The sequence below is a fragment of the Polaribacter filamentus genome (assembly GCF_002943715.1).
Classification (GTDB): Bacteria; Bacteroidota; Bacteroidia; order Flavobacteriales; family Flavobacteriaceae; genus Polaribacter; species Polaribacter filamentus.
In genome coordinates this window covers 389,242-403,011 of record NZ_MQUA01000013.1, presented here as the reverse complement: position 1 = coordinate 403,011, position 13,770 = coordinate 389,242, and the positions used below count along the sequence as shown (strand labels likewise).

Annotated in this window: 11 protein-coding genes; all 11 read right to left on the bottom strand. The window is 34.4% G+C overall.

The genetic code is table 11. The features are described from left to right. Window positions 1-29: 29 nt before the first annotated feature. Genes BST83_RS03910 through BST83_RS03860 form a run of 11 tightly spaced genes read right to left on the bottom strand, consistent with a single transcriptional unit; the run spans window position 30 to window position 13,588 of the window. Entirely contained in the window at window positions 30-1,628 is a 1,599-nt protein-coding gene (locus BST83_RS03910; RefSeq protein ID WP_104808667.1) for a sulfatase family protein, read from the bottom strand. 30 nt (window positions 1,629-1,658) lie between these two features. Beyond that, window positions 1,659-2,999 carry a sulfatase-like hydrolase/transferase gene (locus BST83_RS03905; RefSeq protein WP_104808666.1) on the bottom strand — a complete coding sequence of 447 codons (1,341 nt, stop codon included), beginning with the start codon at window positions 2,997-2,999 and terminating at the stop codon, window positions 1,659-1,661. Window positions 3,000-3,014: 15 nt separating this feature from the next. Further along, entirely contained in the window at window positions 3,015-4,277 is a 1,263-nt protein-coding gene (locus BST83_RS03900) for an SGNH/GDSL hydrolase family protein (protein ID WP_146092111.1), read from the bottom strand. Window positions 4,278-4,290: 13 nt separating this feature from the next. After that, window positions 4,291-4,782 carry a ribonuclease E activity regulator RraA gene (gene rraA, locus BST83_RS03895; protein ID WP_104808664.1) on the bottom strand — a complete coding sequence of 164 codons (492 nt, stop codon included), beginning with the start codon at window positions 4,780-4,782 and terminating at the stop codon, window positions 4,291-4,293. Between the two features lie 4 nt (window positions 4,783-4,786). Next, complete coding sequence (locus BST83_RS03890; RefSeq protein ID WP_104808663.1) at window positions 4,787-5,560, bottom strand: sulfatase/phosphatase domain-containing protein; 774 nt, start codon at window positions 5,558-5,560, stop codon at window positions 4,787-4,789. After that, on the bottom strand, window positions 5,557-6,552 hold the full coding sequence (locus tag BST83_RS03885) for a sulfatase-like hydrolase/transferase (protein ID WP_104808662.1): 996 nt from the start codon (window positions 6,550-6,552) through the stop codon (window positions 5,557-5,559). The genes BST83_RS03890 and BST83_RS03885 overlap by 4 nt, the downstream gene beginning before the upstream one ends. Before the next feature lie 23 nt (window positions 6,553-6,575). Next, window positions 6,576-8,054, bottom strand: coding sequence for a tripartite tricarboxylate transporter permease (locus BST83_RS03880; RefSeq protein ID WP_104810777.1), 1,479 nt, complete (start codon window positions 8,052-8,054; stop codon window positions 6,576-6,578). Further along, complete coding sequence (locus tag BST83_RS21360; RefSeq protein ID WP_170062731.1) at window positions 8,054-8,449, bottom strand: tripartite tricarboxylate transporter TctB family protein; 396 nt, start codon at window positions 8,447-8,449, stop codon at window positions 8,054-8,056. The genes BST83_RS03880 and BST83_RS21360 overlap by 1 nt, the downstream gene beginning before the upstream one ends. A 41-nt stretch (window positions 8,450-8,490) precedes the next feature. Next, complete coding sequence (locus BST83_RS03870; RefSeq protein WP_104808660.1) at window positions 8,491-9,558, bottom strand: Bug family tripartite tricarboxylate transporter substrate binding protein; 1,068 nt, start codon at window positions 9,556-9,558, stop codon at window positions 8,491-8,493. A 29-nt stretch (window positions 9,559-9,587) separates the two neighbouring features. Next, complete coding sequence (locus tag BST83_RS03865) at window positions 9,588-12,023, bottom strand: GH92 family glycosyl hydrolase (protein WP_104808659.1); 2,436 nt, start codon at window positions 12,021-12,023, stop codon at window positions 9,588-9,590. Beyond that, the gene (locus BST83_RS03860; protein ID WP_205853546.1) at window positions 12,020-13,588 is read right to left on the bottom strand and encodes a sulfatase family protein; all 1,569 of its coding nucleotides are present in this window, start codon (window positions 13,586-13,588) and stop codon (window positions 12,020-12,022) included. Before BST83_RS03860 ends, BST83_RS03865 begins: the two co-directional genes overlap by 4 nt. Between the last annotated feature and the right edge of the window lie 182 nt (window positions 13,589-13,770).

Below are 13,770 nucleotides of genomic sequence, written 5' to 3'. Positions count from 1 at the left end.
ATTAAAAATTGTTTTTAGTTATACTATTATTATTTTGTTATCTCAATATATTTTTGATCCAACTCTTTTGAGTCTTTGTATTTAGTTCTTAATTTACCTAACTTCATTTTTAGTTTTTTTACTAAATTCGCATAGTTAGAATCATTGTAAACATTGTTCATTTCTTGTGGGTCTTTTTTACGATCATACAATTCCCATTCATCGATATCGTAATAGAAGTGCACCAATTTATATTCTTTTGTAACTATTCCGTAATGGCGTTTTACCATATGAACAGAAGGGTACTCATAGTAATGGTAATAGACAGCATCTCTAGTCCATTTTTTATTATTTCCCGTTAATAACGGAATTAGGCTTTCACCTTGCATATCATCAGGAGCTTTTATTTGTGCTGCTTCTAAAAAGGTCTGAGCAAAATCTAGGTTTTGAACCATTTCATTATTCGTACTGCCCTCTTTTATTATATTTGGCCAACGAATCATTAATGGAGTTTTAAATGATTCATTATAAATAAATCGTTTATCAAACCACCCATGTTCTCCTATGTAAAATCCTTGATCTGATGTGTATACTACTATTGTGTTTTCAGCTAAACCACTTTCTTCAAGATAGTCTAAAACACGTCCAATATTATCATCTACTGAAGAAATACATGCCAAATAATCTTGCATATATCTTTGGTACTTCCATCTCATTTTTTCCTCATCACTCATTGATGGCCAATTTGCTTTAAAATAATCATTTATTGAATCCAATATTGGTTCATATTTTGCACGTTGCTCGTCATTAGCCCGCCCATAGGGTCCATAAAAACCATTTTTTATTTCAATGATACTTGGCTCTACTTTCTCCATATCAGCAAGGGTTTCAGGTCTTATCTTACTATCATGGCTATAAGTCATATGCTTTAATAAATTCATTTCAGCAGTTTTCGCAGCTGTACCTCTGTTTTTATAATCATCAAATAATGTTGCAGGCTCAGGAAAAGTCTTCCTACTAAATTCTTTAAACTTTTCTGGACTTGGCCACCAAGGGCGATGTGGCGCTTTATGCAGGTACATCATCATAAACGGTTTTTCTTTGGAACGTTTTTTTTCCAGCCAATTGATAGTCAAATCTGTTATTATATCTGTTACATAACCGGTTATTGTTGTATCTCCTTTTTTAGTAATAAAATCAGGATTAATATAATCCCCTTGGGCCGGTAAAATCATAAAGTCATCTACTCCTTTGGGACTATTACCAAAATGTAATTTGCCAAACATTGCAGTTTCGTAACCAGCTTTTTGAAATAATTGGGGAAACGTTACTTGAGTTGTATCAAATGGCATATGATTATCTATTTTGCCGTTTATATGAGTATGCTTTCCTGTAAGGATTGTTGCTCTGGAAGGAGCGCAAATGGAGTTGGTAACGCATGCATTTGTAAAAAGCATTCCTTCGCTGGCAATACGATCAATATTTGGTGTTTTAATTAAATGATTATTATATGCACTAATTGCATTATAAGAATGGTCATCACTCATAATAAAAAGAATATTAGGGCGGGAATCCTTTTTTAAATTTTGACTGTAACTAATAAGTGAATTCAAAATTATTAAAGACAGTATAATCGTTAATTTTTTCATGAGTGGATTCAGGTTATAATCGTGTTAAATCTATTTACTATTATTTTCTAACCATTTTTCATATTGTTTCTCTAATTCTGAAACAATAGCAGGGTATTTATTCGCGACGTTAGATGTTTCTCCTAAATCATTATCAAGATTAACAAGAAATCTGTTTTCTATAAATTTATAATCCCTATTACCCGTATCATAAGGATTTCCTAGTAATTTCCATTTTCCTTTTCTGGCTACCCACATGTCTTTATATGCCCAGCAATATCCTTCTGTATGTTGCGTATCTTTATTACCATCATCAATAATGGGCAATAAACTTTTACCATCCATTTCTTCTGAATTCAATTTAATACCACATAATTGTGCTAATGTTGGCATCCAATCAGTGTTTACTGCAAATTGGTCTCTAACTTCTCCAGATGGAATTTTATTAATCCAACTTATTGCTGCAGGCACTCTAATACCTCCTTCAAACAAACATTGTTTTGCGCCTCGATATGGACCTGCACTACCTCCTCCAAAATGTGCACGCTCTTCGGTTGAATGTCCATTATCCGATTGAAATATAATAATGGTATTCTCTTTAATTCCCAAGACTTCAAGCTTTTTTAAAAGTAAGCCAATTCGGTCATCTAAAGTTGAAATGAAAGCTGCATACAAATCTCTTGGATAGGCGAGCCCTTTTTCTTGATAATATTCAAGCCATTTAATATCTCCTTGATATGGATAATGCGGCATATTTACGGCAAAGTATATAAAGAAAGGATTGTTTTGATTTTGTTCCATAAAAACGGAAGCTTCTTTTACCATTAGGTCTGGAAAAAATTGTCCATCATAATATACTTCTTTTCCATTTCTGAATAAATCATGCCTATTAGGACCGTTCCAATAAAAAAAGTGTGAATAATTATCAATACATCCAGCCATATGACCAAAGGAGTAGTCGAATCCTTGTTCATTTGGACTCATTCCTTGCGTATATCCTAAATGCCATTTTCCAATATGGGCTGTAGAATATCCAGCATCTTTAAACATTTCTGCCATTGTATATTCTGTTCCAGGAAGTCCGTTTTCTTCATTTAAATGTGAATTTCTTTCCACTCCTGCTCTTTGTGGGTTTTTACCCGTTAACAGAGAAGCTCTAGAAGGGGAACAAATTGGTGAAGCATAAAATTGTGTGAAGCGAACGCCGCTTTTTACAATGCTATCCATATTAGGCGTTTCTAAATCCTTTGCGCCATAACTATTCAAATCTACAGAACCTTGATCGTCGGTATAAATAATAATGACATTGGGTTTATCTTGCGCGTTTACCGTTCCGCTACAACAAATAATCACAGCTAAAAGGATTTTTTTTAATAATGTATTAGGTCTCATAACTTTTATATTTTGTTAGAATGGTACAGGATTGTAACGTATGTCAACCCCATTATTAATAATCAATTCACTTAAACTTTGTGCATAATTGGTGATTCTATCACCCTCAATAGGTTTTGTCATTGGGTTATAAAACTCCAGACTGGATTGAATAAATTTCTTATTAAAAAGATCTAAGGCTTCATCTATATTTAAACTAGAGCGATATAGGTACAAATCTTTAAGTTCGATAAAAGAAGCTGTGCCACCAAAGTGAATTTGAGCTGGAACTAATCGTTCATTTATGTTACCTATTAATTTTCCATCTACAATAAACATCGTTTGCTGATTGGCATAGCTATGAGAAAGCACAACATGAGTCCAATTATTTAGAGAATCCGGAAGGGTTACAGAGTGGTTTTTATAATAAAGTTTATTAGTGTTAACTGTAATTTCATGTTTTAAATCATTCGAAGTAAAACCAGCGATGCTCCCGTTATCTGTTTTTTTAAATCTAAAACTTAATGTAAATGAATGAACCGTGTTTTTAAGTTCCAGAGATAAAGGGTTTTCAACATGTTCGTCATTTCTAAATGTATAATAACTCTGATTCCAATCATATGAAGGTGTTTTTTTACCAACTTGTATCGCATCAAAAAGAGAAGGGACGATGGCATAAGACATCTCCTGATGCCCGAGAGTATTCGGGTGGCCTGCATTGGCAACATAGCCCTCTGCCCACCGGCCTTGCCAATCATCTATAGTTCCTAGAACATTAATACTTGGATATTTCCAGGTGTTTATAATACGGTTCATTTTTTTTGTGAACATGTATTCATCTGGAGTAAAGTCTGAATGTGGATAACAATTCACTATCACAGGCTTTATACCTTGTTGGTTTAACGAATCGGCTAATGCAAGTAATCTACTTCTAAATTGTTCCAAAATTTGTTCTCTGCCATTGTTGTCCCCATTCCCCCTAATTCCTTCATTGCTCAATGACAAACCTATTACAACAATGTCAGGGTTTGTTGGGTATAACTTATTCGTTAAGCGATCGAATTTTTCAATTTTTATGGTATTGTCACCGCCAGTGGACACATTAATATAGTGATATGTAGTTGTATCAATTGTGTTACTATAATAAAATTGCCAAGCATAGCCATGCTTACTTTCAGCATTAGAGCCATTGCAAACGGATGACCCAAAAAATGTGAGATTGAGTTTTTGGTTAGTTTGTCCAAAAGCAGAACAATTGAATGCCAATAACAAAAGAATACATATGTTTTTAAATTTCATATTATAAGTTTTATTAGTGTAGTTTTTCAATACTTACAAGCAACCCATCCTCATCAGAATACAAAAAATGTCCAGGATAAAAATTAATGCCTGCAAATTTTACAGGAATATCATATTCACCAGTAAGGCGTTTGATGCTTTTTACTGGACTTGTATTGATGGCCTTTATGCTTATTTTCATTTTATTGATTATAAAACTATCTCTGATGCATCCGTTAACAAGGATGCCCTCCCAATGGTTTTTGATGGCTAGTTCAGCAAGTTGGTCACCTACCAATGCACATCTTGTGGAACCGCCTCCATCTATAACCAACACCTTTCCATAGCCTTGCGTATTTAAGCGCTCCCGAACAAGTGAATTATCTTCAAACAGCTTAATGGTTGTAATTTCTCCAAAAAAGGTTTTTTTAAGACCGAATTGAATAAAAACGGGATCGGCACAGAGAAGTTTTTCTCCATATTGATCACAAAGGTCTGCCGTTTGCAAATTAAAAACTACTGACATATTTTTATAATTTTTCGATTTCTAAATAAAAAGGCGTTAGATAAGAAGTGATACTTATAGAATACCAACTGTCAATTGTGAATTTTCCTTCTTCTAATAAAACCGTATCAAATACTAATTTTTCAATGCCAGTATTTTTATTTTCCATACTAACATTTTTATTTCCTATTCTGAAATAGAGTTTCCCTTCATGTTCCAATTTATTCACAAAATAACAACTCACCTTATAGTCTCCGGCGTTTTCGATTAGTACATCCCAACTAACATGAATGGCTTCCTGATCTCTTATTTCCTGTATTCCGCGTGCTTCATTACGATTGAGCATGGTTGTGGTCTCCTGTTCATTTCCAATAATAATTCGCGGTAAATCAATAATGTTCGGGCTACGCATGATGTCGTCATACCAGCGGTCTATCTCGCTCTTTAATTCATTGGAAACATTAAGTTGTTTATTAATAATGTCCTCAGCTTCATAAGGGTCTTCGTTCAAATTGTATAATTCGAATTCAGAAATCAAAGCATCTTCTTGTGTATTTCCAATTAATTTAAACCCGTTCTTTATAACGGCTATATTTTTATATTTTTCAGGATAACTTCTTTGCCATTCGAAAAATAAGGGTCTCTCTAAATTTTGTGAAATTGGAGCGCTTAAATAAGGCACCATACTCACGCCATCAATCTCTAAATCTGCGTTAATTTGAATATCACAAAGATTGGCGATAGTTGGTAAAACATCTATATGCGCGAACCGTTCATTTATTTCTTTTACCTTCTTCATGCCCTTGGGAAGTTTGATATAAAAGGGTACATGAATCCCCCTTCTTGAACTAAACTTTTTTTACCTTTAAACCCTCCCGTGTATCTATATTGAGCAGGTCCATTATCTGTCATGAAAATGATAATAGTATTGTCATATAGCTTGTGCTTTTTTAATTCCTTAAAAAGACGATTAAGATTATCATCAATATTTGTCACCATTCCATAAACTTTTCTTGCATCCTCTTTATCCTTCTCGGTCATGCCATGAACATAGAATCCCTCATTCCTATAATATTCTTCATTTATTTCCTTACCCTTATATTGTTCATAATACGCCTGTGGCAATTGTAAAGGCTTGTGGGGAGCATTATAAGCGAGATACATAAAAAATGGAGCATTCCGATTGTCTTGTATGAATTGGATAGCTTCATCGGTCCAGACATCTGTGCAATAACCAGTGCTCTGGTATTTTTTTCCATTTTTCCACAGTACAGGATTAAAATAAGAGCTATCTTTTTTGTAATAATTAAAAGGATCGCCCGAATTACCAATTGCCCCTCCTGTATTCCATACAGATGTTTCAAACCCTTGGTCCTGTGGTCGTGAAGGATAGTTACTTCCTAAATGCCATTTTCCAAAGTGTCCTGTTCTATATCCAGAATCCTTAAGCAATTCAGCAATGGTTATTTCCGAAGAAGCCATGATAGAGCCGCCAGAAAAAGTATCAAATACACCTGTTCTAATATTATACCTACCCGTTAAAAGACTTGCCCTTGTGGGTGAACAAACAGGAGAGACGTAGAAATTATTTAATCCGATGCTTTCACTTGCAAAAGCATCTAATGTAGGAGTTTTGATATCCGGATTTTTATGATAGCCTAAATCACCATAGCCTTGATCATCTGTCAAAATCAAAATTACATTTGGTTTATTATTCGATTTAATTTTCGATTGACCGTTTAAAGGACAAAATAAAAAAATCAGAGTTAAAACAATTAATAATCTCCTCATAGTATTCAATTAATTAGACATACTTAAATAGTTTTCTTTTTTCGTTTAATAAATGGATAAATAAAAGACACCAATGCAATAAGCAACATCACAGCCGATAATGGCCTAGTGAAAAGCAATGTGTAATCACCCATTAACAAAGTCCTTCGTAAATTAGCTTCAACCATAAAGCCTAAAATTAAGCCTAAAACAACTGGAGCAGTTGGGATGTCATTACGTTTAAGTAACCATCCTAATATTCCAAACCCAACACACGTGCCAACATCAAACATGGAACGATTAATTGTGAAGCTTCCCACAACTGCAAAGGCTGGTATAATAGCCAACAGTATTGCTGGCGGAATAGAAATTACTTTTACGAAAAGCCTGTTACCCCACCACCCTATCACCAACATAAAAACATTGGCTATAAGCAATGCCACAAATAAACTATAAACAACATCAGTTTGCTTTGTAAATAATTCGGGACCAGGAACCAGACCATGCATAAAAAGCGCACCAATTAATACCGCAGTAGAAGCACTGCCTGGAATACCTAAGGTTAGCAATGGAATTAAAGCACCGCCTACCGCTGCATTATTTGCAGCTTCCGGAGCAGCTACCCCCTCAAGACTTCCTTTACCAAATAGTTCGGGAGTTTTACTGGATTTTTTTGCTTGATCGTAAGCAATAAAAGTAGCGACAGTTCCTCCAGCACCAGGAATTGCACCGACTATAGTTCCAATAATGGATGATTTAAAAATGACAAACTTCATTTTACTAATTATATTCCAATTTGGATATTTTTGAGAAAATTCATCAATCTTTTTAGGTTTTGAATTAAAAGATTCTGCCTGAACCAAAACCTCACCAATGGCGAACAATCCTATTAATGCTGGAATAAAAGAGAACCCATCTCCTAAGTCGGATAAACCAAAAGTGAATCTTGGAAAGCCTGTAAAAGGATCTACACCAATAGTAGTTAAAAGCAAACCCAACAGGGTCGCTATAAGTCCTTTAATTAAATTATCAGAAGAAAGTGAAGAAATAATAGTTAGCCCCAAAATTGCTAAAGCAAAATATTCTGGAGGTCCAAAAGAAAGAGCAAATTTAGCTATAGGAACAGAAAAAAGGATTAAAATAAAAGTTCCTATAATACCACCAATTGTTGAAGATATAATAGACGTTCCCAATGCCAGTCCTGGCTTACCTTGCTGTGTTAAAGGGTAACCATCAAATGTAGTAACTACAGATCCAGGCGTTCCTGGAGCATTAACCATAATAGCTGTAATTGAACCTCCATAACTGGAAGCCATATATACTGTTGTAAGCAGAATCATTGCTTGGCCAGCATCAAGACTATATGTAAAGGGCACCAACAAAGCAACTGCAATAGAAGCAGAAATACCAGGTATGGCACCTGCCAAAATTCCATATAAAATTCCTGTCAATATAATCAAGAGTGTTTGCCAACTCAATACATTACTTAAAACAATTTCAATTAATTCCCATGTATTTTCCATTATAACCAAATTCCGTTAGGTAAGTTAATATTCAGTGCTATTTCAAATAAAAGATAAATTAGTATTAAAAAAATTGAAGCAACACTCATTGTGATAAGGGGTTTTCTATAATTTAAAACCCAAAGGATTATAACGATAAATAAAAATGCAGAAAGGTAATATCCAAAAAAGAAGATACATCCAAAAAAGCTTAAAAGAAGTAAAACAGAACGAATGGCCAATGGTCTCGACTGTTTTTGTAAATCATTAGAAGCAGTCACAGCTTTATTTCTAAATAGCAAGATTATACTAAATAATAATAATCCCGAAGACCAAATTCTTGGAATCAATGCTGGTCCATTTTCTGTTATTTCTTGTGCTCCTGGAAAGAAACTACTTTTATAAAAAAAGAACAAAGGAAGCCCAATTAAAAAAATATGAATAAAAAACTCTCTATCTATTTTCTTTTTTTAAGCTTATAAATAATGAATATAATCCCTGTTGATAAAATTAAAAATACAAGTAAGGATAACCAAGAGTTCTTAGATGCTTTCCCTCTTACGTCACTAATTATACCCGTTTTTGTAAGTAATCTTTTAGCCAATTCTTCATCTTCTTTTAACTGAGATACCATTTCAGAGTTATTAAAAAATACAGGATCCGCATATCCCAATTTTATATAGGATATCCATTCTGGATCTTGGCTTATTTTATATAGGAGATTCTCCAGAAATTTCAATTCATGTTTTGGTGTGCTTTGTTTAACAGAGAAGCCCCTCCACATTTGTTCTACTACATCAAAACCTTTTTCTCGAAGTGTCGGGACATTAGGAAAATCTGCTAAGCGATTTGGACTTGCAATAGCAGCAATATTTAAATCGGGACGCCCTTTTATATCTAAAGGATTTCCAACGTAAACAACTCCATTTCCTCCTAAAAGAGCAGCTATAGAAACTGAACTACCCTCAAAAGGAATCCATCTTGCTTGAATCTTGCATTTTTCCCAAGTTTTCAATGCCATCAAATGATCCATGCCGCCAGTATTAGGTCCTAGCCATCTCTGACGCCCATTTTTTCTTTCTGCATCGTCAAGAATATCCTCAAGAGTGACAACTTCTGAGTTTCTATTAGTTATGATAGCTTCCCAATCATAAACCATACAAGCAACTAAATGAAAATCATGAATACTTATACCGTCTTCTGATAATAATCCCGTTGATATGTATGATTTTAATGTAGCTAATAGAGTGTATCCATCCGCTGGTTGATTAAGCACATAATTCATGGCCGCTGTGCCAGATCCTCCCGGAATATTTTCTACGATGATTGTTACATTTTCATATTTTTTTGCAATAATAGCCAGTTTTCTTGCCATTAAATCAATAACTCCCCCCGGGTTATTGCTGTTAACGATGGTAATTGTCTTTTCAGGATATTGAGCAAAAGATTGTGTAATACCAAAAAACTGAAATGCTATTACTAAAAAAAGCAAACGATACGAGTATTGTTGTTTTTGATGATACATATTATAAAATTATATAGATATCTAAATCCTTATTTTAATTCGTTTGACATTGATGGTGGGACATCCTCTTCAGCATTACCCCAATTTTTATTTGGTTTATCCCCCATTTCTAATTTTAATACGCCTCCTTTAATAAGCTCTTTATGAAAAAACCAAGGCTTTGACAAATTATCTCCATTTAAACTTGCGGATTGGATATATCTATTTTCTTTCGAATTGTTTACCGACTGGATTACAAATGACTTTCCAGGAAAGTAATTTTCATCCAGATGTATCACTATTTCATTGAAGATAGGACTACTTATTTCATAAACAGGCTCTATAGCTGTTCCCCCTCTCATTGAAAAAATTCCCATTTTCATCAATACAGACAGCGCTCCCATGAGTCCTTGATCTTCATCTCCACTATAGCCCTGAAATGGTGACACACCGCTATACACTTTTTCTATAACTTCCCTAGCCCAATATTGTGTTAGCCATGGCGATCCTGAATAATTAAATAGATAGGCAGCCTGCATGCTTGGTTGGTTGCCATAATTTAGGTACGGCTCCTCTTTTTCTTTTTCAATTTTTCCACCCTGTTTGAGATTATTGCCAGTAACTCCTGTGCGGTCACCATGTTCTGAAGATTTAAAATCATATTGACTTGATACCTCGAATGATCTATTTAATTTATCATTAAAATTTTGGCGCCCACCCATCAGTTGAATTAACCCGTCAACATCATGCGGTACGAACCATGTAGATTGAACAGCATTAGCTTCAACCCAACCATGGTTATACATTAAACCATCAAAAGGCTCTTGCCAAGATCTATCAGGGGTTCTTACCCGCATCCATCCAATTTTACTATCAAATAAATTTTTATAATTATTGGATCGCTCTGAAAATAAATTATAATCATCATTTTTATCAAGAGATTTGGCCATTTGCGCCAGTGACCAATCCTGATAAGCATATTCTAAAGTCTGACCCGCTCCATCTTGATGGGATCCATAAATTTTATCCTTAGGATAATTCGATTCCGGAAGAGGATATGGTATATATCCTTTTTTAATATAATGTTCCAAACCGCCACCAATAAATGTATTATGCTCATAGCCGGCTTTACTCATTAAGCCACCAGGAAAATGATTTTTTCGCATACCCTCATAGGCAAGTTTAATATCAAAATTCCTGATACCCTTCATATATGCACTTATTATGAATGGAGTGCTAGTAGCTCCAGTCATTACGTAAGTATAATTTCCTCCAGAAGGTCCTCTTGGTATTAATCCTCCATCCTTATACATAAGAAGCATCGATTGAATAAATTCTTCTGAAATTTTAGGATATACTAAATGCCAGAGTGTATTTAGAGTCCATTGTGCGCCCCAAAAGGAATCTGAGTTATAATGGTTAAAAAGCGGTTTATTATTACTATCCAGAGGGATTTGTTTAATTTTTTTAGAATCTCCAGTCCGATCGCAGTACATACCATCCACATCACTTATGATTCGTCTTCCTTGAAGTGCATGCCATAAGTCTGTATAAAATCTACTTCTCTCCTCTTTGTTACCTCCTTTTACTTCAATTTTACTCAAAATGTCATTCCATTCATTTCTGGATTCATCTACGATGGATTCAAAATCCCAATGTGGTAATTCTTGATTTAAGTTTTTTCTAGCTTGTTCAGAACTTACATAAGACAAACCCACCTTCATCTGGCGAACTTCACGATTTAAAGATTCAAAAGTCACATAGCCTCTTATCCCATGTCCTTTTATAGAATCATATACGTCATTTTCTATACCATCCTGCCATGCTTTAAGAGTGGAAAAAGGTTTATCGAATTGTATTACATAATAAACCTCTACAGGTTTAGGTCTTCTTCTGGTAGAAGCCATAACCGCATAACCTTCTAACTCCGTATCACTTATACGCTTTATGAATCCACTTTCTGTCTCACTTGGGCCTAACTCAATGGCCAAGTCTATAACAATGTGATTCTGTTTTGATTTAGGAAAAGTATATCTATGAAAACCGACTCTTTTAGTGGAAGTAAGTTCAACTTGAATTCCATATTTTTCCAATTCTACTTTATGGTATCCTGCTTTTACAACTTCTTTATCATGACTAAATTTCGATTTATAAACCTCAGGACCCATTGAACCGTTAAAATCTCCTGAAATAGGCATTACTGGAATACCTGACAATTGCCAAGCATGAACATGGCTAAAAGTTCTAATAGTGTCAGTATTATAACGATAACCTGAACCCCAGGCACCACTTAAAATATTATCAGGACTCAGATTGACCATTCCAAATGGTCTTGTTGCGGAATTGAAAAAGAACCATCTGGAGTTTGCTGCATCTACCAGAGGGTTAACGAGATCAACTGGTGATTCTTTCAAATCATGTGTTTTTGGAGACTCGCAACCTGAAATCGCAAATCCTAGAAAAAATAGAAAAAAAATAGCTTTCATTTATTTTTTATTTTAGTTAGTAACGCATTCAAATCAGATAATTTATTATAATTAATATCATATAAATTATTAGATTCTCCTATATCGTCTTTTAAATTATATAATTGACCTTTCGGCTCTCCTTCTTTAGGATCATAAAACTGGGGGACTGAAAATCCACCAGACCCTCTTTTCCTTATTAGTTTCCAATCGCCTTGTCGAATAGCAAACAAACCTTTAGAAGATTGATGTACAATAGCTTCTTGTTCTTTAACCATATCTGATTTTCCTAATAGGATAGGTAAAATGCTATAACTATCTTCAGCTTCATCTGGATTTACAGCCACATTTAAAATATCGGCAATAGTAGCAAACAGGTGCGTTAATGCGGTTAATGCTGAACTGATGGTGGATGACGGGATTGTACCTGGCCAACTGGCAATAAAGGGAACCCGATGTCCGCCTTCCCATATATCTCCTTTCATACCCCGTAATTCGCCTACCGCTTTATGGTTGTATTTTTCTGCCAGAGCTGGTGTCCAATATGGTCCGTTATCGCTCGTGAAAATTACGAGCGTATTATCTTTTATACCTACTTTGTCTATTACTTTCAAAACATCACCAACAACTTGGTCTACCATTTTCACATAATCACCATAACTACCTGCGGAAGCCTTATTTATAAATTCAGTACTTGGCATCCAAGGAGTATGCGGTGCTGTTAGTGAAAAATACAGAAAAAATGGTTGTTTAGTTTCAGCATTATTTTTAATAAATTCTAAAGCTTTATTCTTAATTGTAGGTAATACTTGGTCAAATTGAAATCCAGGAGCCATAATACCTGGTCTCCAAAAAGCATCAGTATAGCCTGTATTCAATTCATTTCCAGATGTGTAATCTGATGGAATCGAGGTTAAGGAATCATTTTCTAAAAAGCAATATGGAGGCATATCCAGAGATGCTGGCAGAATGTAAGAATAATCGAATCCGTGATTAAGAGGTCCATCTTCAGGCTTTTTTGTGAAATCAATATGAATTGGATTCATATCTTGAACATGTCCATATTCATTAACTTGGGTATCCTGTTCATTGAATACGGTTTTATGTCCATCTTTAATAGCCCAATTTAAGCCTAAGTGCCATTTGCCTACAACTCCTGTGGCATAACCATTTTCCTTTAATAAAGTCGCTACTGTTTTCCGTTTCGGTTCAATTAGGGCTCTACCATATCCTCTTAAGTTGCCCAATGGAAGTTGACTTCTCCAACAATATCGTCCAGTTAGAATCCCATACCGAGAAGGAGTACATACAGAAGCCGAAGCGTGTGCATCTGTGAATATTATCCCTTCGGATGACAATTTATCAATATAAGATGTTTGAATTTTAGAAAGTGGGTTATATGCTGAAATATCGCCGTAACCTAAATCATCAGTTAATATATAAATGATATTAGGCTTTCTAGCTTTTGATACTATCTCTTTTTCTCCTTTTACTTGAGGACAGTTAACAAAAAGCATTAATAATATTAACAACCTCATCGCTATAAATAAATATTTTTCGCTTTTTTTATAAATTAGATAAGCCATAATTCTTTAAATGAATAATAAATAATTAGCTATTGATAGAAGTATTATCAATTCAAAGCAAAGCGCTTTATTCAAATAACAGTAGTTTAGGGTATATTAAAATTACCAAGCAGATTACTTGCCCGGTAATTTTAATTAACCCAAAAAAACTAATTCAAATAATTATTGTTAATAATGAATTT

What these genes read in the sequence shown, in the direction of transcription:
- BST83_RS03910 (WP_104808667.1), bottom strand. Translation starts at nt 1,628, where the DNA reads ATGAAAAAATTAACGATTATACTGTCTTTAATAATTTTGAATTCACTT.
- BST83_RS03905 (WP_104808666.1), bottom strand. Translation starts at nt 2,999, where the DNA reads ATGAGACCTAATACATTATTAAAAAAAATCCTTTTAGCTGTGATTATT.
- BST83_RS03900 (WP_146092111.1), bottom strand. Translation starts at nt 4,277, where the DNA reads ATGAAATTTAAAAACATATGTATTCTTTTGTTATTGGCATTCAATTGT.
- rraA (WP_104808664.1), bottom strand. Translation starts at nt 4,782, where the DNA reads ATGTCAGTAGTTTTTAATTTGCAAACGGCAGACCTTTGTGATCAATAT.
- BST83_RS03890 (WP_104808663.1), bottom strand. Translation starts at nt 5,560, where the DNA reads ATGAAGAAGGTAAAAGAAATAAATGAACGGTTCGCGCATATAGATGTT.
- BST83_RS03885 (WP_104808662.1), bottom strand. Translation starts at nt 6,552, where the DNA reads ATGAGGAGATTATTAATTGTTTTAACTCTGATTTTTTTATTTTGTCCT.
- BST83_RS03880 (WP_104810777.1), bottom strand. Translation starts at nt 8,054, where the DNA reads ATGGAAAATACATGGGAATTAATTGAAATTGTTTTAAGTAATGTATTG.
- BST83_RS03870 (WP_104808660.1), bottom strand. Translation starts at nt 9,558, where the DNA reads ATGTATCATCAAAAACAACAATACTCGTATCGTTTGCTTTTTTTAGTA.
- BST83_RS03865 (WP_104808659.1), bottom strand. Translation starts at nt 12,023, where the DNA reads ATGAAAGCTATTTTTTTTCTATTTTTTCTAGGATTTGCGATTTCAGGT.
- BST83_RS03860 (WP_205853546.1), bottom strand. Translation starts at nt 13,588, where the DNA reads ATGGCTTATCTAATTTATAAAAAAAGCGAAAAATATTTATTTATAGCG.